This window comes from Sphingosinithalassobacter sp. CS137, assembly GCF_014334115.1.
GTDB lineage: Bacteria > Pseudomonadota > Alphaproteobacteria > Sphingomonadales > Sphingomonadaceae > Sphingomonas.
This window is the reverse complement of the sequence record NZ_CP060494.1, coordinates 1,283,615-1,305,181: the sequence shown is the minus strand read 5'-3', so window position 1 is coordinate 1,305,181 and position 21,567 is coordinate 1,283,615. Positions and strand designations below refer to the sequence as shown.

General features: G+C 68.9%; 25 protein-coding genes. 11 read left to right on the top strand and 14 right to left on the bottom strand.

Features of this window, described 5'->3' with window-relative positions:
- The first annotated feature begins 95 nt into the window (after positions 1-95).
- The 4 genes from H7V21_RS06440 to H7V21_RS06425 all read left to right on the top strand — a co-directional run bounded on the left by H7V21_RS06440 (position 96) and on the right by H7V21_RS06425 (position 3,016).
- The gene (locus H7V21_RS06440) at positions 96-983 is read left to right on the top strand and encodes a neutral zinc metallopeptidase (RefSeq protein WP_188056014.1); all 888 of its coding nucleotides are present in this window, start codon (positions 96-98) and stop codon (positions 981-983) included.
- 59 nt (positions 984-1,042) lie between these two features.
- Positions 1,043-1,801 carry an alpha/beta fold hydrolase gene (locus tag H7V21_RS06435; RefSeq protein WP_188056013.1) on the top strand — a complete coding sequence of 253 codons (759 nt, stop codon included), beginning with the start codon at positions 1,043-1,045 and terminating at the stop codon, positions 1,799-1,801.
- Positions 1,774-2,520 (top strand): tetratricopeptide repeat protein, encoded by a 747-nt coding sequence (locus tag H7V21_RS06430; protein WP_188056012.1) that lies wholly within the window; start codon positions 1,774-1,776, stop codon positions 2,518-2,520. Before H7V21_RS06435 ends, H7V21_RS06430 begins: the two co-directional genes overlap by 28 nt.
- A 61-nt stretch (positions 2,521-2,581) precedes the next feature.
- The gene (locus tag H7V21_RS06425; RefSeq protein ID WP_188056011.1) at positions 2,582-3,016 is read left to right on the top strand and encodes a VOC family protein; all 435 of its coding nucleotides are present in this window, start codon (positions 2,582-2,584) and stop codon (positions 3,014-3,016) included.
- A 7-nt stretch (positions 3,017-3,023) separates the two neighbouring features.
- Here the strand turns inward: H7V21_RS06425 and H7V21_RS06420 are convergent, their stop codons facing one another.
- Positions 3,024-4,694: a diguanylate cyclase gene (locus tag H7V21_RS06420; protein WP_188056010.1), complete on the bottom strand. Its 1,671-nt coding sequence runs from the start codon at positions 4,692-4,694 to the stop codon at positions 3,024-3,026.
- A 115-nt stretch (positions 4,695-4,809) separates the two neighbouring features.
- On the opposite strand from H7V21_RS06420, the gene gloB reads away from it, so the two are divergent.
- From gloB to H7V21_RS06405, 3 genes are read left to right on the top strand one after another with little or no spacing between them, the layout of a single operon-like run.
- Entirely contained in the window at positions 4,810-5,535 is a 726-nt protein-coding gene (gloB, locus tag H7V21_RS06415; RefSeq protein ID WP_188056009.1) for a hydroxyacylglutathione hydrolase, read from the top strand.
- A gap of 41 nt (positions 5,536-5,576) precedes the next feature.
- Positions 5,577-5,978, top strand: coding sequence for a hypothetical protein (locus H7V21_RS06410; RefSeq protein ID WP_188056008.1), 402 nt, complete (start codon positions 5,577-5,579; stop codon positions 5,976-5,978).
- Between the two features lie 5 nt (positions 5,979-5,983).
- Positions 5,984-6,400: a hypothetical protein gene (locus tag H7V21_RS06405; protein ID WP_262504036.1), complete on the top strand. Its 417-nt coding sequence runs from the start codon at positions 5,984-5,986 to the stop codon at positions 6,398-6,400.
- An 8-nt stretch (positions 6,401-6,408) separates the two neighbouring features.
- Here the strand turns inward: H7V21_RS06405 and hslU are convergent, their stop codons facing one another.
- The 3 genes from hslU to hslV form a co-directional block, all read right to left on the bottom strand.
- Positions 6,409-7,704: an ATP-dependent protease ATPase subunit HslU gene (gene hslU, locus H7V21_RS06400; protein ID WP_188056006.1), complete on the bottom strand. Its 1,296-nt coding sequence runs from the start codon at positions 7,702-7,704 to the stop codon at positions 6,409-6,411.
- A gap of 82 nt (positions 7,705-7,786) precedes the next feature.
- The gene (locus H7V21_RS06395; protein ID WP_262504035.1) at positions 7,787-8,923 is read right to left on the bottom strand and encodes an FAD-dependent oxidoreductase; all 1,137 of its coding nucleotides are present in this window, start codon (positions 8,921-8,923) and stop codon (positions 7,787-7,789) included.
- Between the two features lie 152 nt (positions 8,924-9,075).
- Positions 9,076-9,630 (bottom strand): ATP-dependent protease subunit HslV, encoded by a 555-nt coding sequence (gene hslV, locus H7V21_RS06390; protein WP_188056005.1) that lies wholly within the window; start codon positions 9,628-9,630, stop codon positions 9,076-9,078.
- Between the two features lie 117 nt (positions 9,631-9,747).
- Between hslV and H7V21_RS06385 the strand changes: the two genes are divergently transcribed.
- Complete coding sequence (locus H7V21_RS06385; RefSeq protein ID WP_188056004.1) at positions 9,748-9,909, top strand: hypothetical protein; 162 nt, start codon at positions 9,748-9,750, stop codon at positions 9,907-9,909.
- Between the two features lie 4 nt (positions 9,910-9,913).
- Here the strand turns inward: H7V21_RS06385 and H7V21_RS06380 are convergent, their stop codons facing one another.
- A complete protein-coding gene (locus H7V21_RS06380) occupies positions 9,914-10,327 on the bottom strand; it encodes a holin family protein (protein WP_188056003.1) in 414 nt (137 codons plus the stop codon).
- Positions 10,328-10,416: 89 nt separating this feature from the next.
- A complete protein-coding gene (locus H7V21_RS06375) occupies positions 10,417-10,968 on the bottom strand; it encodes a glycoside hydrolase family 108 protein (protein ID WP_188056002.1) in 552 nt (183 codons plus the stop codon).
- Between the two features lie 226 nt (positions 10,969-11,194).
- Here H7V21_RS06375 and H7V21_RS06370 point away from each other — a divergent pair, with 226 nt between their 5' ends.
- Positions 11,195-13,279: a TonB-dependent receptor plug domain-containing protein gene (locus H7V21_RS06370; RefSeq protein ID WP_188056001.1), complete on the top strand. Its 2,085-nt coding sequence runs from the start codon at positions 11,195-11,197 to the stop codon at positions 13,277-13,279.
- 39 nt (positions 13,280-13,318) lie between these two features.
- On the opposite strand, the gene H7V21_RS06365 is transcribed toward H7V21_RS06370, so the two are convergent.
- From H7V21_RS06365 to hemN, 7 genes are all read right to left on the bottom strand, one after another.
- Positions 13,319-14,035: a Crp/Fnr family transcriptional regulator gene (locus tag H7V21_RS06365; RefSeq protein WP_188056000.1), complete on the bottom strand. Its 717-nt coding sequence runs from the start codon at positions 14,033-14,035 to the stop codon at positions 13,319-13,321.
- Between the two features lie 5 nt (positions 14,036-14,040).
- On the bottom strand, positions 14,041-14,460 hold the full coding sequence (locus tag H7V21_RS06360) for a response regulator (RefSeq protein WP_188055999.1): 420 nt from the start codon (positions 14,458-14,460) through the stop codon (positions 14,041-14,043).
- 91 nt (positions 14,461-14,551) lie between these two features.
- Positions 14,552-15,178 (bottom strand): response regulator FixJ, encoded by a 627-nt coding sequence (gene fixJ, locus H7V21_RS06355; RefSeq protein WP_188055998.1) that lies wholly within the window; start codon positions 15,176-15,178, stop codon positions 14,552-14,554.
- 3 nt (positions 15,179-15,181) lie between these two features.
- Complete coding sequence (locus H7V21_RS06350; RefSeq protein ID WP_188055997.1) at positions 15,182-16,690, bottom strand: PAS domain-containing sensor histidine kinase; 1,509 nt, start codon at positions 16,688-16,690, stop codon at positions 15,182-15,184.
- 39 nt (positions 16,691-16,729) lie between these two features.
- Positions 16,730-17,434 (bottom strand): NAD(P)H-dependent oxidoreductase, encoded by a 705-nt coding sequence (locus tag H7V21_RS06345; RefSeq protein WP_188055996.1) that lies wholly within the window; start codon positions 17,432-17,434, stop codon positions 16,730-16,732.
- 16 nt (positions 17,435-17,450) lie between these two features.
- Positions 17,451-18,254 carry a universal stress protein gene (locus H7V21_RS06340; RefSeq protein WP_188055995.1) on the bottom strand — a complete coding sequence of 268 codons (804 nt, stop codon included), beginning with the start codon at positions 18,252-18,254 and terminating at the stop codon, positions 17,451-17,453.
- A gap of 73 nt (positions 18,255-18,327) precedes the next feature.
- On the bottom strand, positions 18,328-19,671 hold the full coding sequence (gene hemN, locus H7V21_RS06335) for an oxygen-independent coproporphyrinogen III oxidase (protein ID WP_188055994.1): 1,344 nt from the start codon (positions 19,669-19,671) through the stop codon (positions 18,328-18,330).
- A gap of 103 nt (positions 19,672-19,774) precedes the next feature.
- On the opposite strand from hemN, the gene H7V21_RS15835 reads away from it, so the two are divergent.
- The gene (locus tag H7V21_RS15835) at positions 19,775-19,897 is read left to right on the top strand and encodes a hypothetical protein (protein WP_262504034.1); all 123 of its coding nucleotides are present in this window, start codon (positions 19,775-19,777) and stop codon (positions 19,895-19,897) included.
- Positions 19,898-19,984: 87 nt separating this feature from the next.
- Positions 19,985-20,881: an ROK family protein gene (locus H7V21_RS06330; RefSeq protein WP_188055993.1), complete on the top strand. Its 897-nt coding sequence runs from the start codon at positions 19,985-19,987 to the stop codon at positions 20,879-20,881.
- Here H7V21_RS06330 and H7V21_RS06325 read toward each other — a convergent pair.
- Positions 20,868-21,518 (bottom strand): DNA-3-methyladenine glycosylase family protein, encoded by a 651-nt coding sequence (locus H7V21_RS06325; RefSeq protein WP_188055992.1) that lies wholly within the window; start codon positions 21,516-21,518, stop codon positions 20,868-20,870. The genes H7V21_RS06330 and H7V21_RS06325 overlap by 14 nt on opposite strands.
- Between the last annotated feature and the right edge of the window lie 49 nt (positions 21,519-21,567).

Here is a 21,567-nt window from a genome sequence, read left to right as displayed (position 1 = left end):
AACGGCCGCACGCGTGGCCGGCGTGAATTTTCGTGCAACGCTTTGCCGCGATGGCGCATTGTTGCGGCGAGAAAACGATCAAGGGGTTCACAGGCATGCGGCTCGACGATTTCGACCCCACTTCCCACGCGCGCGATCTGGGCAGCGGCGGCGGCGGTGGCGGCGGGTTCGGGCTGCTGGGATTCCTGCCGTTGCTATTGGGGCGCGGGCTCGGCTGCGGCGGGATCGCAATCCTGGGCATCCTCGCGCTCGGCTATCTGTTTCTGAGCGGCGGCGGCGGGATCCTAGGCGGCAGCGGCGGCGGAACGATCGGGGCCGGTGGCGGCGCGACGGGCGCCGCGGCCTGCAACACCCCCGAGCGCCAGTTCGCCTGCCGCGTGATGACCAGCACCGAACAGACGTGGGACGCGCTCTTCCGCGAGGCGGGGCTGAACTACCGCCCGGCGACGATCAACTTCTACGAAGGCGGAGCGACATCGGCCTGCGGCTATGCGTCGTCGGCGGTCGGCCCCTATTATTGTCCGCCCGATCAGGGCGTTTATCTCGACACGTCTTTCTTCCGCGAGCTGGCGCAGCGCTTCGGCGCGCGCGGAGATTTCGCACAGGCCTATGTGATCGCGCACGAGATCGGCCACCATGTCCAGAACCTGCTCGGCACGTCGGACGAAGTGCGCCGCCGCCAGCAGCAGCTGGGGCAGACCGCGGGCAACGAACTGTCGGTTCGACTCGAGTTGCAGGCGGATTGCTTCGCGGGCGTGTGGGCGGCGCAGAACCGCGACCGGCTGGAGGCGGGCGATATCGAGGAAGGCATGACCGCCGCTGCCGCGATCGGCGACGACAGGCTTCAGGAGCAGAGCCAGGGGCATGTCGCTCCCGAGAGCTTCACCCATGGCACGTCGGAACAGCGGATGCGGTGGCTGCGGCGCGGGCTCGAAACGGGCGATCCGGGCGCATGCGACACGTTTTCGACCGGAGCACTTTGAGCGCCTGAGCCGGGCCACTTCCCCTTTCAGCGGAGGATCGTGAAGCGTAGAACGGCGGGATGACCGATCCCGCCTTCCTTGATGCCGGCGACCTCCGGCTCGCCTATCGCCTCGCTCCCGGCAGCGGGCCGGCGCTGCTGTTCCTGCCCGGCTATGCCTCCGACATGAGCGGCACCAAGGCCCTTGCACTGGAGCAATGGGCGCAGGCGCAGGGGCGCGAATATTGCCGTTTCGACTATGCCGGATGCGGGGAGAGCGAAGGCGCTTTCGAGGACCAGACGCTGGAGCGCTGGCGCGACGACGTACTGGCGATGATCGATCGCGTGGTGACGGGGCCGGTGATCCTGGTCGGATCCTCGATGGGCGGCTGGCTGATGCTGCTCGCTGCCGCACTGCGCCCCGACCGCGTCGCGGGGCTGGTCGGCATCGCCGCCGCGCCCGATTTCACTGACTGGGGCTTCACCCAGGAACAGAAGCTGGAGATGCTCTCCAAGGGCAGGCTCGAGGAACCGTCGGACTATTCCGACCAGCCGACCGTCACCACGCGCGCGTTCTGGACCTCGGGCGAAGCCAATCGCGTGATGATCGGTCCGATCGCGTTCGATGGACCGGTGGTGCTGCTTCAGGGTCAGCGCGACCCCGATGTGCCGTGGGAACGCGCACTGGGCCTCGCCGAACGGCTTCGTTCAGCCGAGGTGCAGACCTGGCTTGTCAAGGACGGCGACCACCGCCTGTCGCGCGAGCGCGACATCGCGCTTCTGATCCGCGCCGTCGAAGAGGTGACCGCCCGATGCTCCTCGTCCAATCCCTCGCCCTGATCGCCCAGGCCGCTCCGGGTTCGGTGCCCGATCCGCAGGATCGGGGCGCGCGCTGCATGGAATTGGCGGCGAGCAGCCCCGCGCGCGGCGAGACGGAGGCGACTCGCTGGCGGCTGCAAGGCGGCGGCTTCCTGGCGCGACAATGCCTGGGCATCGCTTATGCCAACCAGCGTCGCTACGAGGCCGCGGCAGGCGCCTTCACCGATGCCGCGCGCGAGGCGGAGGCGGGACAGGACAGCCGCGCCGCCGACTTCTGGGCACAGGCGGGCAATGCCTGGCTCGCGGCGGGCGATCCGGACAAGGCGCGGGCTGCGCTCGATACCGCGATCGCCGCCGGCGGGCTTTCCGGTCTGGCGCGCGGCGAGGCGCATCTCGATCGTGCGCGAGCGCTGGTTGCGGCGAATGATCTGGCGAGCGCGCGAAGCGACCTCGACAAGGCGCTGCGACACGCGCCCGAAGACCCGCTGGCATGGCTGCTCTCGGCGACTCTTGCGCGGCGGCAGGAGGATTCGATGCGTGCGCGGCGCGACATCGATCAGGCGCTGCGGCTCGCCGGCGACGACGCCTCGGTGCAGCTCGAAGCAGGCAATATCGCGGCGCTGGAGGGCGATGCCGAAAGCGCCCGTTCGGCCTGGGAACAGGTGATCGCGCTCGCCCCCGGGACGGCGCCCGCGGCGGCGGCACGCGAGGCGCTGGCGCAGTTCGCCGCCGGCGAATGAGCGGCTGGCGGCTGAGCCGCCGGCACCCTATGTCGCGGGCCGATCTTCAGGAGGACAGGCCATGCGCTATCTGCACACCATGCTTCGCGTCAGCGATCCGGACGCGACGATCCGCTTCTTCGAGCTGCTGGGATTGAAAGAGACTCGGCGGATGGAAAGCGAGCAGGGGCGCTTCACGCTGATCTACCTCGCCGCCGACGAGGATCGCGGCGCGCCGGGCGAGCCCGGCCGGGCCGAAGTGGAGCTAACCTATAACTGGGACCCGGAGGAATATAGCGGCGGGCGCAATTTCGGGCACCTCGCGTTCCGAGTAGAGGATATCTATGCGAGCTGCCAGCGGCTGATGCATGCCGGCGTCACGATCAACCGGCCGCCGCGCGACGGCCATATGGCCTTTGTCCGCACGCCCGACGGGATCTCGATCGAATTGTTGCAGGACGGGCGGCTCGAGCCGCAGGAACCTTGGGCATCGATGCCGAATACCGGAAGCTGGTAAGCCGGCTTCAGGCGGCGACCCCAAGCGCTGACGGCGGCGCGCCGACGAGCCGATTCCTTCCGTCCGCCTTGGCGGCATAGAGCAGCCGGTCGGCGGCGGCGCAAACCGCTTCGAAGTCCGCCTCGGGCGACGGGCGGACGAGGCCCATGCTGGCCGTGACCGGCCGGTCCAGCCCGGGGACGTGGCGCGCGACTCGGGCGGTGATCGCCTGGCGAAGCTGCTCGGCGGTGCGCTCGGGGCGTGACCCGTAGAGCAGCAGGACGAACTCTTCGCCGCCCATCCTGCCGGCAATGTTCGCGCCGCTGCCGTCCAGCGCCTGTGCCGCGATGCGCAGCACGCGATCGCCGACGTCATGGCCATGGGCGTCGTTGATGCCCTTGAAATGATCGAGGTCGACCAGCGCGACCGCTATCGGCGGCGCACCCTGTTCATAGTGTCGCTGCAGCGCACGCCGGTTGAGAATGCCTGTGAGCGGATCGGTTTCGGCCAGGCGCTCCATCGTCTCGGCATGTTCGCAGGCGCGGTCGCGTTCGCGTCGGATCGCGAGGAACCGGCCGGCGACGCCGAGCGCGGTGACGACGGTTTCGAAGGCGAGGCCGAAGTACAGCACATCGTTAAAGAACAAGGGCGCGTCGTAGAAGCCGAAGGCGCGCGCCAGCCGATCGAGCAACGAGAGAATGATGATGCTCCAGCCGGCGGCCACGAAGATCGCGGCACGGCTGCCGCGCCGCAGCGCCTGTGTGATCGCCGCGATCGTCACCAGCATCACCACACCCAACCCGGCATCATGCAGCAGATCGAAATCGGCGGGTGTCGACAGCGGCGCGAAGGAGAGCGCGAGATTGACCAAAATCGCCCAAGCGGCGGCAGCACGCAGCAGAAACAGCATCCGCGGCGAAAGGCTGGAACGTTCGACATAGCAGGTGAGGAACACTGCTCCGGCGGAGATCGATGCGCCGAAGCTCCAGTGCAGCACTTCCATCCGGGCGCGGAGCGACAGCGCCGGGAACAGCTCGAGCATCAGCCCCGAGGCAGTGGCGGCGTAGACCAGGATCGAGCCCGCCATCGCAATGTGCCAGACAAGAAAGCGTTCGCGCAGCACCGCTAGAAAGGCGAGATTGTAGAGGATCGGAACTGCGATCAGGCCGCAGAGCAGCGCGAACAGGAGCGCCCCTGTCGTCCGCCTTGCCGCAGCGTCTTCTGCGGGGACGATGGCGACATTGCTGAGCGCATCGGCCGATTGGGTATCGTCGACGAACACCGCGATCCGCTGGATCGGCGCCGTGACGTCGAGCGGAAGTGTAAAGAGGCTGGTCGGCAGCCGGTTGTGCTGCGTGATCGAAGGATCCCAGCTGCGGGTGACGCTGCGCCCGTCGGCGGTGTCGATGCGGACGCCGATCCGAGTGAAATGCGCGATCTTGGTGCGCAGCAGCGACGATTGCGACAGTTCGATCGCATCGGGGAAGCTGACGATCATCCACTGCCGCTCCCCCGGCATGGTGCCGAGTCCGGAGCAGCCGTTGCGATCGATCTGCGCGAGTGCGGCGTCGGCATCGCCGTCGCGCCCGGTGGCTGCGCCGCAACCGGAGTCCGCGAGCGCGAGCTCGGCACGGGCGGCCGGCGCCATGAACAGCAGGACCGCCAAGACGGCGGCGACGATGACGCGCAATTCCCCCACGGCGCCTGCGCTACCGCACAGGCTTTTCCCATTGGTTAACCGCGTCGCCGCTCGCGGAACCGTGCTCGCGCCGCATCGCTTGATCGGGTAGACTCAAGCGCTCGGAGGAGAGGCAATGGAAATCGTCCGTATTCCCGCGCTCAGCGACAATTATGTCTGGCTGGTGCACGAGCCCGGTTCGGGCGAGACGATGGTCGTCGACCCGGCGGTCGCCGAGCCGGTGCTGGAGGCTGCCGAAGCGCGCGGCTGGCGCATCTCGGCGATCTGGAACACGCATTGGCATCCCGATCACACCGGCGGCAATGCCGCGATCAAGGAAGCGACGGGAGCGACCGTGACCGGACCCGCAGCCGAGGCGGACCGGATTCCGACGCTCGACCGCGGCGTGGGCGAGGGCGATATCGTAAGGCTGGGCGGGCAGGCGGCGCGGGTACTCGAAGTGCCGGCGCATACGTCGGGGCATATCGCCTTTCACTTCGCCGACGAGCGGGTCCTGTTCGCCGGCGACACGCTGTTCGCGATGGGCTGCGGCCGATTGTTCGAAGGCTCGGCGGATCAGATGTTCGCGAACATGGTGCGGCTGCGCGAACTGCCGCACGAAACGCAGGTCTATTGCGCCCATGAATATACGCAGTCGAACGGGCGCTACGCTCGCGTCGCCGAGCCCGGCAATGCCGCGATCGCGCAGCGGATGGAGGAAGTCGACCGGCTGCGCGCCGCCGGTGAGCCGACGGTGCCGACCACGATCGGCCGCGAACTGGAGACCAATCCCTTCCTGCGGGCGACCTCGGCCGAGCGGCTGGCCGAGCTGCGCGCCGCGAAGGATGCATTTCGGGGATGAGGCGTTAGACTGAACGAGCAGGGGGCGAGAAGGAGAGCGACATGATCCGATTTGCCATACCCGCCGTGCTGCTGCTGGCCGGCTGTACCGCGACCAGCGATCCGGCCGCCGACCAGCGCGCCGAGGCCGAGTTGCAGCAGGCGCTTGCGGGCCTTGTGCCCGGCGAGCCGCAGCGCTGCATCTACAGCAATCGCGTGAACCGCATCGAAGGGGCGGGCGACGCCATTTTGTTCATCGAGGGACGCAACCGCATCTGGCGCAGCGACACCGCCGGCGGTTGTTCGGCGCTTCGCTTCAACGATATCCTCGTCACCGAAAGCCCGATCGCCGGGCAATATTGCGCCGGCGACATCGCCCGGACCCGTGCGCCGACCGGCGGACAGATCACCGGCTCCTGCTCGTTCGGCGAGTTCGTGCCCTATACGCGGCCGGGGACGGAATGAGCGCGGTGCGCCGGCAGATCGCCGCTGCCGGAGCGGCGGTCGCGACGCTGCTGGGCGGCTGCGCCCAGAATGCAGCGATGGAGGCGACGGCGCAGGAGCGCGCCGATCGCGAGCTGGCGGCGGCGCTCGAAGGGCGGGTTCGCGGAGAGCCTGTCGACTGCGTCAGCGCCAGCGGGCTCGAGGCCCCGCGCATCATCGACCGGGACACGCTCCTCTACCGCCCGGTCGGCGATACCGTCTGGCGGAACGAGCTGCCCGTCGGCTGCACTCCGCTGCGCGGCGGCAGTCCGACGCTGATCGTCGAACTCCATGGATCGCAGCTCTGTCAGAACGACAGCTTCCGGGTGCTGGAGCAAGGGGCGAGCATCCCCTCCGCCAGCTGCCGGCTGGGACAGTTCATCCCCTACCGGCGCCCGGACTAGCGGCAGCTCTAGAGGACGTAGCGGCTGAGATCGGTGTTGCGGGCGATGCTTTCGAGCTGGCGCTCGACATAGGCGGCATCGACCGTCAGCGTCTGCCCGCCGCGATCCTCGGCGTCGAAGCTCACTTCCTCGAGCAGCTTCTCCATCACCGTCTGGAGCCGGCGGGCGCCGATATTCTCGACCTCGCCGTTCACTTCGGCGGCGATCCGCGCCACCGCCCGGATGCCGTCTTCGGTGAACTCGATCGTCACGCCTTCGGTGCCGATCAGCGCCTTATACTGTTCGGGCAGCGACGCCTTGGTGTCGCTGAGGATCGAGACGAAATCCTCCTCGGTCAGCGCCTGCAATTCGACTCGAATCGGCAGGCGGCCCTGCAGCTCGGGCAGCAGGTCGCTCGGCTTTGCCACATGGAAGGCGCCGCTGGCGATGAAGAGGATGTGATCGGTCTTCATCGGCCCGTATTTGGTGGCGACGGTGGTGCCCTCGATCAGCGGCAGCAGGTCGCGCTGCACACCTTCGCGGCTCACCGAGCCGCCGCGGACGTCGCTGACCGCGATCTTGTCGATCTCGTCGAGGAAGACGATGCCGTTCGCCTCCGCATCGGCGATGGCGATGCGGCTCACTTCGTCCTGATCGAGCCGCTTTTCCGATTCCTCGTCGACCAGCTTGTCCCAGGCCGAGCGGACCGAAAGTTTGCGGCGCTTGAGCGGCGGGCCGCCGAACGCCTTGCCCATCATCTCGCCCAGATTGATCATCTGCGCGCCGCCGCCGGGAATCTCGAACGGCATCTGCGGCGCCTGCTCCAGCTCGATCTCGATCTCCTTGTCGTCGAGCATGCCTTCCTCGAAGCGCTGCTTGAACGCCTCGCGAGTCGCGGTCGAGCTGTCTTTGCCGGTCAGCGCGTCGAGCAGGCGGTTCATCGCCGCTTCCTCCGCCTTGTCCTTCACGGCCGAGCGGCGGCGGTCCTTCTCGAGCCGGATCGCCTCTTCGACCAGGTCGCGGGCGATCTGCTCGACGTCGCGGCCGACATAGCCGACTTCGGTGAACTTGGTCGCTTCCACCTTCACGAACGGTGCATCGGCCAGCTTGGCGAGGCGGCGGCTGATCTCGGTCTTGCCGCAGCCCGTCGGGCCGATCATCAGGATGTTCTTGGGCGTCACTTCGTCGCGCAGGTCGGCGCCGAGCCGCTGGCGACGCCAGCGGTTGCGCAGCGCGACCGCGACCGCGCGCTTGGCGTCTTTCTGTCCGATGATGTGCGCGTCGAGCGCGGCGACGATGGCTTTGGGAGTCAGGTTGTCGTTCATTCGCTTCGCTTGAAAGGGCGCTGGCAGGAAACCGACGCCGGGGTGTGTCATGGCGCCCGATATTGGGGCGCGCCTGCGCCGATCAAGCCGGGCAGGACATGGTGCCGAACACGGCGGCGTGGCGATCGAGGATGCGGGCGATCGAGTCGGGCTGCGGCGTCGCGTCCCATTGGCCGCGCTCGAAGGTGCCGCCCAGCACGATTCCGTCGGCGCGGGGGAACATGTAGAGCGACCCGCTGAGATAGGCGTAGGTCACTTCGGGCTGCGGCAGCAGGATCGCGAGCTGGCCGCGGATCGGCATCAGCTCTTCGTCACCGAACAGCGCATGTGCGCCTAGCCCGGTGCAGTTGAACACCAGCTTTTCGGGCAGCGCCATCACCTGCTCGCGGCTGGCGAAGTCGCGGACTTCGATCCGCCCGCCCGCGGTCTGCACGTCGCGCATCAGCTGGCGGAGCAGCCGCCCGGTTTCGGCGTACATCGTGTCATAGGCGAAGACATGGGTGTTCGGGAACGGGTGCTCGCCCGGGCCGAGGACGCGGCCATTGGGATGAAAGGGGCGCATCGCCGCATGCGGCGCGGTGCCGTCGCTATGCTCATAGGTCGGCGTCCAGTGGATGCCATAGTCGTCGCCGACCATGATCTGGAAGCGGCGCCAGCCATAGTGAAGCGCCGCGAGGAACTGGGCGCGCCAGGCTTCGTCGACGAACTCGGGATCGAACAGCGAGGAGGGGCCGAACTGACCGCCGGCGATGTTCGACGTGGTCTCGGGTGGCAGCTCCCTCGCGTAGAGGGTGACGGGAAACCCGGCCTCCTGCACCAGCCGCGCGGTGGTCAGTCCGACGATGCCGCAGCCGAGCACCGCGACCGGCCCCTGATGGCCGGGCAGGCCGAGATCGGCCGCAAGCCGCGAAGTGCCCCAGCTGAGCGTAATCCCAGAGCCGCCATGGCCATAATTATGGATCAGCGCGGTGTCGCCCAGCGCCTCGCGCCGGACGACGAAGCCTGAGCGGCGATAGGGGCGCAGCCCCGCGACCGTGCGGATGACGCGATCGGGCGAGACGTTCACCGGGCGCAGGCAGGCCGCCTGCGCCGATGCAGTGCCCGGCCGGACCGCCGTGGCGGAGCAGCCGGGAAGGGCGAGCGCGCCGAGCCCGGCAGCGAAGGCCCTGCGGCCGATCGGGACGGTTGCGGCAGGAGCAGCGTCAAGCGGGCGATGCACGATCCCTCCTCCTCGGCCTCTCTGCCATTCCCGAACCTCTTCCGGGATTCGCCGTTCCGCGGCACACTGGTGCTTGCTGCCCGATGGATCGCGGCACAAGGCCCGAGTGACGGATGCCGCCTCCTCCGCTGCCACAGGAGCGAACCGCCGGGTCAGCTGTCGCTGTCGAGCAGTTCCACAGTGAGATTGTCATTGGTGTAGACGCACACTTCCGCCGCGATGCCCATCGCCTTGCGCGCGAGCTTTTCGGCGTCCGCCTCATAGTCCACCAGCGCGCGGGCGGCCGACAGGGCATAGTTGCCGCCCGATCCGATCGCGGCGATGCCTGCTTCGGGCTCGAGCACGTCGCCGTTGCCGGTGACGATCAGCGTGATGTCCTTGTCGGCGACGATCAGCATCGCCTCGAGGTTGCGCAGATATTTGTCGGTCCGCCACTCCTTGGCGAGCTCGACCGCCGCGCGCAGCAGCTGGCCCTGGTGCCGCTCGAGCTTGGCCTCGAGCCGCTCGAACAGCGTGAAGGCGTCGGCGGTGGCGCCGGCGAACCCGGCGATCACCTTGCCGTCGCCCAGCGGGCGCACCTTGCGGGCATTGGGTTTCATCACCGTATGGCCCTGGGTGACCTGGCCGTCGCCGGCGATCACAACTTTGCCCGATTTGCGCACGGAGAGAATCGTGGTGCCGTGCCACACCGCTGACTTGTCGCTCATGGGCGGCGATATGGCCCTTGTGGCGTTCGCCGCAAACCCCCGGCGATTCATCCTTCGCTCATCCAAACTCTCTACAAGGAAGATGTGGGCGAAAAGCCCGCGAGCGGGAGAGGTGAAATGGTGCGTCAATGGATCGATGTCCGCGACGTCCCGGCCCAGCCGATGGCCGGCGACATGGCCCAGTTGCACGAGATGGACGAAGCGGCGACGCAGCGCCCGCGCGGCTTTCGCGCCTGGCTGGAAATGCGGCGCCGCGACCCCGCACGGCGCACGCACTGATCCGCTAGCGCTCGACGCCCCGGATCTTCCCCCACTGGCGCGCGGCGGTGTAGCCGAGATAGCCGGTGCCGAAGAGCGCGTAGAGCGGCTCGGGAATGCCCGCGAGATAGGCGTTCATGCCGGCGGCGATGCCCTGCGCCATCTCCGGCCGCACCGCGGCGATCAGCCCCATCGGGATCGCCCAGAGCAGCAGCGCATACATCACATAGAGGAAGCTCGGCCGCGCGCGGCTGGTCCAGGGATCGGTCGACTGCGCCTCGGCGACGATCGCCGAAAGCTGGGTGCGGATCGATTCGAGCTCCTGGCTGCCCTCGAGCCGGAGCAGTTCGAGCTTAGCGCGATCGCGCGCCTCGGGATCGGGAATGATCCTGTCGATCAGCCCGGCGATCGGGCCGATGATGCCGTCAAGCAAACCCATTTGGTTCTCCTTTCAAAGATGGCGGGATTCCGCCGAAGGTCGCACTAAAGTCGCACCTCAACGCGCGCGCGCTCGCCCGCGCGCGTGACTCAGTCAAGGCGGTCGGACAGCCGGTTGGCGAGCCAGCCGTAGAGAAAGGCCTCGTTGGCGGGGCGGCGCTCGGCGAGGTGGAGGTAGCGTTCGCCCTGCAGCGCCTCGACCGCCTTGAGCAGCACCGTCTCGCCGCTGCGGCCGCGCGTGCGCAAATAGCCGTCGAGCGCCGCGAGCGTCGCGGGACCGACGACGCCGTCGAGCGCGACGTCGGAATAGTCGGAAGCGCCGCGATTGAGCGCGTTGAGCGCGCGCTGGAGAAAGCCCGCGGCGACGGCAGGCCCCATGTTGACGCCGGTGTCGAACAGCTCGGCGGCAAGACGCGGCGCGCGTTCGGCGACGCGATCGAACCCCGGGCGGAGCCAGTAGAGCCGGCGGTAGATGACAGCGGCTTCGGCGCGCGGAAAGCTCCGCATCGGCCCGGCATAGCCGTGCTGCCGCGCCACCGCCTCGGTAATCCCCCAGCAGGTGGGGCCGCCGCGATCGGCGGGATGGTTCACATAGCCGCCTTCGCGGGCGATCACATCGTCGATGATCTGGTCGATCGTCATGGCTGCGCTCCTGATGCTGCAAAGCGACTCACGATAACCCATCTGGTTATATGTAGGACAGCGATTTTTGCGGTGGCGCGGGCGCACGCCATGCTGGCGAAGCAGCGCGCGATCGGCTAGCGTCGCCGGAGACGCCGTGGCCGACAGAGCCGCACGGCGCCTGCGCTCGGGGCGGCAGGCGTGCACCAAGTGCCAAGCGGTGTCTTCAAGGGGGAGACCAGAGTCGATGCGTATCGCCTTGGCAGCGGTGGCCGCGCTGATCGCGGCGCCGTCCGCCGCGTTCGCGCAGGATGCGCCCAGCGTGCCTGTGGATGCCGACATTCCGCCGGGCGAAGCCGCGCGCGCAGCGGCGCAGGGGTCGCCGCCGCAGCGCCAGGGCGTGATCGTCTATCAGCCCGATTTCTTCGCGAGTTCGGGCCCCGACACGGCGCTCGACATGGTCAACCGCGTCCCCGGATTCGGGCTCGACCTCGGCAACACGGCGACGCGCGGACTGGCGGGAGCCGCGGGCAACGTGCTGATCGACGGCGCGCGTCCGGCATCGAAGAGCGACCGGCTCGACGAAGTGCTCAGCCGGATTCCGGCGGCGAGCGTCGAGCGGATCGAGCTGATCCGCGGCGGCGCGCCGGGCATCGACATGCAGGGCAAGTCGGTGCTGGTGAATGTGGTGGTGCGCCAGACCGTCACGCGCGAAGTGGCGATCGAACTCAACAGCTATCTCTACCCCGGTGCCGAATTCGGGCCGCAGGCGCGGCTTTCCTATTCGCGGCGGCAAGGCGACCGCCAGACCGAATTCGCGCTCTATGCCACCACCGACCGCACCGGCGGCACCGGCTTCGGCACGCGCACGCGCACCGACGGGGCGGGGGGGCTGATCCAGCTGGCCGATCTCGACCTGTGGGATCGCTATCGCGACATCAATCTGCGCGGATCGATCCAGCGCCCGGTGGGGCGCGGCAAGCTGCGCATCAATGGGCTCTTCGATTTCAACACGCTGGAGAACCGCCAGACAGTGACCGTGCTCGCCGGAGCAGGCAGCGACGAATTCACCGATTCACTCGGGCGCGACTGGACCGGCGAGCTGGGCGCGCGCTGGGAACAGCCGATCGGCACCGAGGCCGAGATCGAGCTGACGGCGCTCCAGCGGCTGGGCCGCTACACCTATGACTATACGCTGCTGAGCTCGGGCAGCGCCGCGTATTTCGCGCTCGAATCGGATTCGGGGGAGAGCGCGGGCCGGGCAATCGTGCGCTATCGGCCAGAGGAGGACTGGGCGCTCGAGGGCGGAGGCGAGATCGCCTATAATTTCCTCGACAGCGTGACGAGCTATCGCCGCGCCGCGATCGCGGTGGACCTGCCCAATGCCGCGGTACGCGTGAGCGAGCTTCGCGGCGAAGGGTTCGCGCAGGCGACGTGGCGCATCACCGAGCGGCTGACGCTGGAGGCGGGGACGCGCGCCGAGCTGTCGCGCATCGCGCAGACCGGCGATACCGACAGCGCCGAAACCTTCTTCTATCTGAAGCCGCGCGTGCAGGCGACCTGGGCGATCGGCGACGGCCACCAGCTGCGGCTGCGCGCCGAGCGTGTGGTGAGTCAGCTTGATTTCGACGATTTTGTCGCGTCGAACGATGTCGATCTGGGTACCGTGGCGGGCGGCAACGCCGATCTGGTGCCGCAGCAAACGACGGTGTTCGATGCCGCCTACGAATATCGTTTCTGGCAGAAGGGCGTGGTCTCGCTGCTGGCGCAGCGGCTGATCTATGAGGACATCATCGATTATATCCCGCTGGTCGACGGGTTCGACGCGGTGGGGAACATCGGATCGGGCACCGGCGAGATCGTTCAGCTCACGCTTGCGCTGCCGTTCGACCGGCTGGGGCTCGACAATGCGCTGCTGCAGGCACGCACGAGCTGGCAATGGTCGCGCGCGACCGACCCGCTGACCGGCGAGGAGCGGCGGATCTCGGGCCAGCTGGGCTTCGCCTGCTCGATCAGCTTCGACCATGATATCGACGACGGCCGCTGGGCCTGGGGCGTCGAGCATGGCTGCGACGTGGCGCGGACGCGCAACTATCGTGTGCGCGAGCTGCGCCGCTACATCCAGCAGCCGATGCTGGAGGTGTATGTCCAGTGGAAGCCGTCGCGCACGCTGACCGTCCGGCTGGAGGCGGGCAACGTCAACGACGTGCTGACGCGCAACATCCGCGAAGTGCACGCCGGCCGACGCGATACCACGCCGATCCTGTTCGTCGAGGAGCGGGCGACTCGCTGGGATCCGTGGCTCTTTCTGAAGCTGCGCAAGACGCTCTAGGCGCGCGCGGGCTCAGCCGCCGGTGCGGGCGGCGCCCAATCAGCCGCCGGTGCGGGCGGCCAGCGCATCGGTATCGACGACCGCGAAGGCGCGCGGACCGTGCAGGCGGATCGCGCCGTCGGACTTGAGGCGCGTGATCTTGCGGCTGACAGTCTCAATGGTGAGGCCGAGCAGGTCGGCCATCTGCTGGCGGGTGATCTCCAGCGCGACGCGCGCGCCGTCGCACGTGCCGCTGCGTTCCGCCAGTTCGAGCAAGAGGCTGGCCACTCGCTCCTCGGCGCTCTTGCGGCCGAGCAGCAGCATCCAGCGGCGCGCCCGGTCGAGCTCGTCGAGCGTACGGACCAGGAGCGCGTGCCCGACCTGCGGATGCTCGCGCGCGAAGGCGTCGAACGCGGTCCGGCGAAAGACGCAGAGCTTCGCGTCGGTGAGCGCCGTCACGCAATGGCCGGCGCGGTCGCCGAACGGGCGGCCGACGAAATCGCCGGGAAAGGCGAGGCCGAGAATCTGCTCGCGGCCATCGCCGAGCGAGGCAGTGAGCTTGATGAGCCCTTCGCGCAGATTGCCGACGACGAGCGTCTCGTCGCTTTCCCACACCAGCGTCTCGCCGGCGCGGAGCGTTTCGGTCCGGCCGAGGCGGTACAGCGCGCCCAGCACCGGCGCGTCGAGGTCGGCGCAGATCGAGCGGTGGCGCGACGGGCAAGCGGCACAGGGAGCCGCGGGAGGTGCGATCGCCGCGTCGCCGGTGTGGAGATACACCGGCGTCAGGCCGCGTTGCCGGGCGCGGGCGCGGCGCCCTGCATCGCCGCGATCAGCTCGTGCTGCCGCACCGGCTTTTCGAGCACTACGTCATAGCCGCAGGCATGTGCCGCCTGGCGCAGCGTAAGCGAGGGAAAGGCCGTGATGAGGATCGAGCGCCCCTGCCAGCCGAGCCGCGCCAGCGCGCGCCGGATGCCCAGCCCGTCGCCGTCCGGCAGGCGATAGTCGGCGATCAGGCAGCGCGCGGCATGGATGTCCGGATCGGAAAGCAGCGGCCCGGCGGCGGAATAGGAGCGCACCTCATAGCCGCTGCCGTGCAGCATCAGATGCATCGAGCGGCGGACGCCCGCATCGTCCTCGACCAGCAGGACGCGGCAGCGCTCCGCGTCGCTGTGCGGCGTTCGGGCAGTTTGGGGAGCAAGCATGGCGACCTGTCATGTACCGAAGGCGCCGACCTTGCCCCCGGCGCGGCGGCGCGTCGCTACGTGTTCTTCCCAAGGTGCCGCGGCGGGAGCGCTATTCCTCGGGTTCGCCCTGAAGACCTGCCGCGAAGGCGATGCGCAGCGCTTCGGAGAGGCTGCGGACGCCGAGCTTGCTCATCACATTGGCGCGATGCACTTCGACCGTGCGGGGGCTGATGCCCAGATCATAGGCGATCGTCTTGTTGGGATGGCCGCGGACCAGCCCGCGCAGCACATCCTGCTCGCGGTTGGTGAGCCCGGCGATCCGCACCTGCGCCTCCTGCTCGGACGCCGACGCCTCATGCCGCTGCTCGAGCCGCTGGAACGCCATGTCGATCGCGGCGAGCAGCGTCGCCTTTTCGAACGGCTTCTCGATGAAATCGACTGCGCCGGCCTTCATCGCCTGCACCGCGGTGGTGATGTCGCCATGGCCGGTGAGGACGATCACCGGCATCGCGACGCCACGCGCGTTGAGCTCGGCCTGAACCTCCAGCCCGTCCATTTCGGGCATGCGCACGTCGAGCAGGATGCAGCCGGGATCGGCGGCCTTCGCCTCCTTGAGGAACTCGACTCCGCTCGGATAGGTCTTCACCTCGAAGCCCGACGTGCGCAGCATGAAGCCGGCCGAGCGCCGGATGGCGTCCTCGTCATCGACGAGGTGGATCACTCGCTTTTCGCTCATCGGCTAATCGGTCTCCGCTCCCATGACGGTGAAGTGAAAGATCGTCCCGCCGCCGGGGCGTGCTTCGGCCCAGATGCGTCCCCCATGCGCCTCGACGATCGTTCGGCAGATCGACAGGCCCAATCCCATGCCACGATCCTTCGTGCTGTTGAAGGCCTGGAACAGCGTCGCCGCGATGCCGGGAGCGAGGCCTGGACCGGTATCGGCGACCGAGACGCGAACCATGCCCCGCGCGTCGGGAGCCGTCGCGATGGTGATGTCGCGAGTTTCCGATTCCGCAAGCGCCTCGACCGCGTTGCGGATCAGATTGACCAGCACCTGCTGGATCTGCACGCGGTCGACCAGCACCGCCTCCGCCGCCGGATCGAGATCGTAGAAGGCGCGCACGCCGCGCTCCTTCGCGCCGATCAGCGCAAGGCGGCCGGCCTCGTCGATCAGGTGCGACAGATCCTCGACCCGCTTCTCGACGTCGCCGCGCGAGACGAAGTCGCGCAGGCGGCGGACGATGTTGCCGGCGCGCAGCGCCTCATGCGCGGATTCGTCCATCGCCTCGCGCAGCATCGCCGCGGTCTCGCCCTCGGCGGCGAGTTCGCCGAGCAGGTCGCGCCCCGCCTCGAGATAGTTGGCGATGGCGGTCAACGGCTGATTGAGCTCGTGCGCGAGCGTGGAGGCCATGGTGCCCATCGCCGAGAGGCGCGAGACATGGATCAGCTCCGACTGAAGCTCCTTGAGGCGCAGCTCGGCGCGCTGCTGCTCGGTGAGGTCGCGGATGAAGCCGGTGAAGATGCGGTGTCCGTCGGTGTTCGCCTCGCCGACCGCCAGCTCCATCGGAAAATCGGTGCCGTCGCGGCGCTGGCCGACGACGATCCGCCCGATCCCGATGATCCGGCGCTCGCCGGTCGCGAGATAGCGGGCGATGTAATTATCGTGCCGCTCGCGATCGGGCGAGGGCATCAGCATCGCGACATTCTGCCCGATCACGTCGGCCTCGCCATAGCCGAACAGCCGCTCGGCCGCGGCGCTGAACGACAGGATGATCCCGCGTTCGTCGATCACGATCATCGCATCGGGAACGGTCGCGAGAATCGAGCGCAGGTGCAGCGCATTGCGCTCCAGCGCACGCTCGGCCGCCTTGCGGTCGGTGATGTCGTACAGCACCTGGCCGAAGCCGAGCAGCGCGCCATCGGCGTCGTACAGCGCGGTGAGCGAGACATCGGCGAGAAATTCCGAGCCGTCCTTGCGCACCCGCCACGCTTCGGTGCGGGTATGCCGCTCGCGCGCGGCCGCCGCCAGATCCTCCGCCGCCGTGCCCCCGCCATGGTCCGGATCGGGATAGAGCCGCGCGATCGGCTGGCCGCCGATTTCCTCCGCGGTCCAGCCGGTCAGCTGCTCGGCACCGCGATTCCAGGTGGCGATCGTCCCGTCCGGATCGAGCAGGAACAGCGCCCGATCGGTCGCGCCTTCGATGAAGCGGGCGAGCGTCTCGGCGCGTTGCCTGGCGGCGTCGTTCACTGCTGCGATGTCTGGCTGCGAATCATGCGTCGCTGCCTATCACGCGTCGCCGCCCTCGTCTCCGGGCGAGCCGCTTCGCGCCAGCGCCGCAGCCGCGGTGGCGCGATGCCGGTCGTCGAGCAATGTGGCGCACAGCGTCTGCGCGGCGCCACGCACGCGCTCGAGGTTCTCGTACACGTAGCGCTCCTGCAGATTCTCGACGATCGCATCGAAATGCACATGCTCGCCCGAGCGCATCCCGAACGCCTCGACCAGATAGCTGTCGAACGCCTGGCGCAGCGCCTGCCATTGGCCGCGCGCATCGAGCCACGGCAGCGTGGCCGCCGAGGTGGACAAGCTGAGCAGCCGCTTTCCGCCGAGCAGCGGGCTGGCGACTCCCTTCTTGATTTCCTTTGCGCTGAAGCCGGCGCCGAACACGCGATCGACATAGCCTTTGACGATGGCGGGCGGCATGCCGAACCAGATCGGATAGACGAGGACCACGGCGTCGCTCGCCCGCAGCAGCGCGACTTCCGTGGCAACGTCGGGCGCATATTCGACTCCGGGCGCGCCGGGGTTCTCCCACGCCTTCAGCAGCGGATCGAAGCCCAGCGCATACAGGTCGCGCAGAGTTGCCGTCTGCCCCGCCTCGCGTACCGCCGCGCAATAGGTTTCCGCGACGGCACGGTTGAAGCTGGATTCCGAAGGATGGCCCAGGATCACCAGATGCCGGATCGGCTCGGACGAGGCTGCAGGGGGCGTCACCGCGCGTTCCGACCGGTCAGTGCGCCAGTAGCAGCGGCACGGGGCTTTCGGTCAGCATCTTGCGCGTGACGCCGCCGAACACCGCCTCGACCATCCGGCTGTGGCCATAGCCGCCCATCACCAGATAGGCGGCGCGCTGATTGACCACTTCGCCAAGCAGCACGTCGCCGGCACGGCGACCGCCGGCTTCGACCCGGCGAACCACCGGCTCGATTCCGTGCCGCGCCAGGTAGCGCGCCGCCTCGGCGGCGGGCACGCGCACCGAGCCATCGTCGACTTCGACGAGCGTGACGTTCTCGGCGAGGGCGAGCAGCGGCACCGCCGCCTGCAGCGCCTCCTCCGCCTCTTTCGATCCGTCCCAGGCGACCAGCGCATGGCCGCAGGCGTCGAACCCGCGCGCCTCCTCGGGCACGGCGAGGACCGGCGTGTCGGCGGTGACGAGCAATTCGCCCGCGATTTCGCGCATGTCGGGGAAATGCAGTCCGGCGAGATGGCGGTTGACGACGATGACATCGGCGAGCGCACCCGCCTGGCGCAGCGCGAAGGCCGGGTCGCCGGTCACGTCGGTCCAGTCATAGGGCACGTCCTCCTTGGCGAGCCGTGCCTCGGTGCGGATGCGATTCTCGCTTTCGCGCTCGCGCTCGGACTCCACGATCATCGCCGCGCCGCCGGTCGGCACATAGTCCTCGATCATCACCGGCAGGATCGACACGTCGAGGCACTTGAGATGGCCGCCCAGCGCACGCGTGAGATCGAGCGCCGCCTGTAGCCGGGCCTCCTGTCCGCGATCATCGTGAATCAGCAGCAACACATTCTTCATGTCCGCCTCCTTGGGTTCAGGAGAGGGGTAGGACGCGCGTGCCGAGCCGAATATCGGGAAGTGTACGGATCGCTCAGACCGCGCGGCTGAACCGATCGGCAGCCGGCGCGCGATAGGCGTCGAACGCGGCGGCGGCGAGCCGGGCATAGGGGCGGCCGGCGGGCAGCACGGTGACGCGCCACTCGGCGACCGCGACCATTCCGGCATCGACCAGCGGTGCGAGCGCGGGAAGCGACTCGGCCAGCGCCTCGACCGGCTGGCGATGCGCGGCGGCGACGGCGGCGACATCGACGGTGCCGTCGCACAGCAGCCGTTCGATCACGGCACCGCGCAGGCGATCGCCGGCAGTGCGCGCGGCGCCGCGCACGCCGGCGGGTGCGCCATTGCCGGCGAGCATGCGATAACGGCCGGAGTGCTTCTCGTTCTGCACGAACAGCGTGTCGAACTGGCTGATCGCCGAGGCGCCGAGGCCGATCACCGTCGTCGCCGGATCGTCGGTGAACCCCTGGAAGTTGCGCCGCAGCCGGCCTTCGCGCGCGGCCTGGGCGATGCTGTCGCCGGGCAGCGCGAAGTGATCGAAGCCGATCGCGCGATAGCCGGCCTCGAGCATCAGGTCGTGCGCCAGCGCGCTTTGCCAGAAGCGCGCCTCGGCATCGGGCAGGCGGGCCGAATCGATCATCCGCTGGCGCGGGAGCATGCGCGGCATATGCGCATAGCCGAACATCGCGACTCGATCCGGCCGCAGCGTGAGCGCCTGAGCCACGGTGGCCGCGATGGCGTCGAGCCGCTGGTCGGGCAGTCCGTACATCAGGTCGAGGTTGATCCGCGCCACTCCGGCGGCACGCAGATCGGCGGCGGCCTGGGCAACGGTGCGGAACGGCTGGATACGGTTGATCCGGTGCTGGATGTGCGGCGCGAAGGTCTGCGCGCCCAGGCTCGCGCGGCCGATGCCGGCGGCGGCGATCGCCTGGGCGTCGGCGGCGGAAAGCGTGCGCGGATCGAGCTCGGCAGCCCAGTCGGCGTGCGGCGCGATGTCAAAGGCGCTGCGCAGCCCCGCGGCGATCTCCGCCCAGTCGGCCGGGGCCAGCGCATTGGGGCTGCCGCCGCCGAAGTGAACGCTGACGGCGGTGCCGCGCACGCGCGCGCCCACCGTTTCAATCTCGCGCAGCAGCGCGTCGCGATAGGCCGAGACCCGGTCCGGCCGACCGGTCGCGCCGGTGTTGCACCCGCAATACCAGCAGATCTCGTGACAATAGGGGATGTGCAGATAGAGCGAGACCGGCGTTCCGGGGGCGATCGCCTGTTGCGCCGCCACTTGCTCGGCAGCGCCGATGCCGGGCGCGAAGGCGACGGCGATGGGATAGCTGGTATAGCGCGGGACGCTCTGCGCGGCGAGATCGGGCAAATATCGATGCATGGCCACGCGCATGGCCCTTCGGGCCCGGCGCGGCTTTGATCGCGATCAACGAACCGCCGGCCGGCCGGTCGCACTTCTACTGCAACACAGCAGGAGCCAAGCGATGCTCGATCTGATCGGAAGCAACTTCCTCTATCTCGTGGCCGGGGCGATGCTCGCCTTCATGGCCGTTCTGGCGCTGGTCAGCATCACCGATCGCGATCCCAGGCCGCACGGCGACGCCTGACCCCCGGGTTCCGCCCTGAGTGTGCCGCGGCGAAGTTTTCGCCGCGGCACACTTTGTCGTGTGCGCGACTCGGGGTAGCTCGTTGCGATGGAATGCGCCGCGCCGCTGATCGCCGGGCTCGAACTGGGCGGGACAAAATGCGTCGCGCTGCTCGCGCGCGGGCCGGAGGATGTGCGTGCGCAGCAGCGGATCGCGACTCGCGACCCGGAGGCGACGCTCGGCGCGATCGAGGCGCTGCTCGACGGCTGGCAGTTCGATGCGATCGGCGTCGCCGCCTTCGGGCCGATCGAACTCGATCCCGCCCGGCCCGATTTCGGATCGGTGACGGCGACCACCAAGCCGGGCTGGACCGGCACCGATCTCGTGCGGCGGCTGGAGCGGCGGTACGGCAAGCCGGTCGCGATCCAGACCGACGTCAACGGCGCCGCGCTGGCCGAGGGGCGCTGGGGCGCGGCGCGGGGGATGACGAGCCACCTCTACATCACCATCGGCACCGGCGTGGGCGTCGGCATCGTCACCGGCGGTGCGCCGGTCCAAGGCGTTGCCCATGCCGAGGCGGGCCACATGCGCGTGCCCCGTGCGCCCGGTGACTCCTTTCCCGGCTGGTGCCGCTTCCACGGCGACTGCGTCGAGGGGCTGATCTCGGGCCCGGCGCTGGCCGAGCGGTTTGGATGCGCGGGCGAGGAACTGCCCGCAGCGGGGCCGCACTGGGACGTGTTCGTCCACGATCTCGCTGGGCTGGTGCACAATCTGGTCGTCACCTTCGCGCCACAGCGGATCGCGATCGGCGGCGGTGTGCTCGATGCGCGGCCGCATCTGTTCGGGCCGCTGCGGCGGCGGCTGGCCGAAAGCATCGGCGGCTATGGCTCGCTTGCGGCCTATGCGGCCGAGCTCGATTCGCGGCTGGGGCCGCCGGGTCTGGGAGGCATGGCAGGGCCGCTGGGGGCAGTGGCCGTGGGGCTCGACGGCCTTACAGCGGGCTGAGCTCGGGTCCGTCCTTCGCCCGCGTCTTTTCGAAGCCATAATGGTGCCAGGCGAAGATCGCCGCCGCGCCGCGATGCGGCCGCCACGGTTCGGCCAGCGCGCGAACCTGCCGTTCGGTGGGGCGCGCGTCATGGCCGAGGATCCGGCCGACCGCGATCTGCACCGCGAGATCGCCGGCAGGCCAGATGTCGCCCCGCCCCTCGGCGAACAGCAGGTAGATTTCCGCCGACCAGCGGCCGATGCCCTTCACCCGAGTGAGCGCGGCGATCGCTTCCTCGTCGTCCCGCGGCAGCGCGGCGAAATCGAGCCGGCCGCTCGCCACTTCCTCGGCGAGGCTGCGGGCATAGGCGATCTTCTGGCGACTGAGACCGGCGGCACGCAATGCCTCTTCCGAAGTCGCGAGGATCGCAGCCGGATCCTCGGCATCGCCCACCGCGGCTTCCACCTTGCCCCAGATCGACTGGGCGGCGGCCACACTCACCTGCTGGCCGACGATCGTGCGCAGCAGCGTGGCATAGCCGGGTTCGCGGATGCGCGGCTCGGGATAGCCCGCGGCGGCGAGCGCGGCGGCGAAACCCGGCTCGATCCCGCCCAGCGAATCGAGCGATGCGCGCAGCTGTTCGGCAGTTAGGCCCATCGGCGCCATCCTTGAAATGCAAGGGGATCGGCGGCATGGGAGCCGACGA

What these genes read in the sequence shown, in the direction of transcription:
- H7V21_RS06440 (WP_188056014.1), top strand. Translation starts at nt 96, where the DNA reads ATGCGGCTCGACGATTTCGACCCCACTTCCCACGCGCGCGATCTGGGC.
- H7V21_RS06375 (WP_188056002.1), bottom strand. Translation starts at nt 10,968, where the DNA reads ATGACGATCGACCAGATCATCGACGATGTGATCGCCCGCGAAGGCGGC.
- H7V21_RS06425 (WP_188056011.1), top strand. Translation starts at nt 2,582, where the DNA reads ATGCGCTATCTGCACACCATGCTTCGCGTCAGCGATCCGGACGCGACG.
- H7V21_RS06340 (WP_188055995.1), bottom strand. Translation starts at nt 18,254, where the DNA reads ATGAAGAATGTGTTGCTGCTGATTCACGATGATCGCGGACAGGAGGCC.
- H7V21_RS06380 (WP_188056003.1), bottom strand. Translation starts at nt 10,327, where the DNA reads ATGGGTTTGCTTGACGGCATCATCGGCCCGATCGCCGGGCTGATCGAC.
- hslV (WP_188056005.1), bottom strand. Translation starts at nt 9,630, where the DNA reads ATGAGCGACAAGTCAGCGGTGTGGCACGGCACCACGATTCTCTCCGTG.
- H7V21_RS06330 (WP_188055993.1), top strand. Translation starts at nt 19,985, where the DNA reads ATGGAATGCGCCGCGCCGCTGATCGCCGGGCTCGAACTGGGCGGGACA.
- hslU (WP_188056006.1), bottom strand. Translation starts at nt 7,704, where the DNA reads ATGAACGACAACCTGACTCCCAAAGCCATCGTCGCCGCGCTCGACGCG.
- H7V21_RS06360 (WP_188055999.1), bottom strand. Translation starts at nt 14,460, where the DNA reads ATGCTTGCTCCCCAAACTGCCCGAACGCCGCACAGCGACGCGGAGCGC.
- H7V21_RS06370 (WP_188056001.1), top strand. Translation starts at nt 11,195, where the DNA reads ATGCGTATCGCCTTGGCAGCGGTGGCCGCGCTGATCGCGGCGCCGTCC.
- gloB (WP_188056009.1), top strand. Translation starts at nt 4,810, where the DNA reads ATGGAAATCGTCCGTATTCCCGCGCTCAGCGACAATTATGTCTGGCTG.
- hemN (WP_188055994.1), bottom strand. Translation starts at nt 19,671, where the DNA reads ATGCATCGATATTTGCCCGATCTCGCCGCGCAGAGCGTCCCGCGCTAT.
- fixJ (WP_188055998.1), bottom strand. Translation starts at nt 15,178, where the DNA reads ATGAGCGAAAAGCGAGTGATCCACCTCGTCGATGACGAGGACGCCATC.
- H7V21_RS15835 (WP_262504034.1), top strand. Translation starts at nt 19,775, where the DNA reads ATGCTCGATCTGATCGGAAGCAACTTCCTCTATCTCGTGGCCGGGGCG.
- H7V21_RS06410 (WP_188056008.1), top strand. Translation starts at nt 5,577, where the DNA reads ATGATCCGATTTGCCATACCCGCCGTGCTGCTGCTGGCCGGCTGTACC.
- H7V21_RS06435 (WP_188056013.1), top strand. Translation starts at nt 1,043, where the DNA reads ATGACCGATCCCGCCTTCCTTGATGCCGGCGACCTCCGGCTCGCCTAT.
- H7V21_RS06385 (WP_188056004.1), top strand. Translation starts at nt 9,748, where the DNA reads ATGGTGCGTCAATGGATCGATGTCCGCGACGTCCCGGCCCAGCCGATG.
- H7V21_RS06430 (WP_188056012.1), top strand. Translation starts at nt 1,774, where the DNA reads ATGCTCCTCGTCCAATCCCTCGCCCTGATCGCCCAGGCCGCTCCGGGT.
- H7V21_RS06325 (WP_188055992.1), bottom strand. Translation starts at nt 21,518, where the DNA reads ATGGGCCTAACTGCCGAACAGCTGCGCGCATCGCTCGATTCGCTGGGC.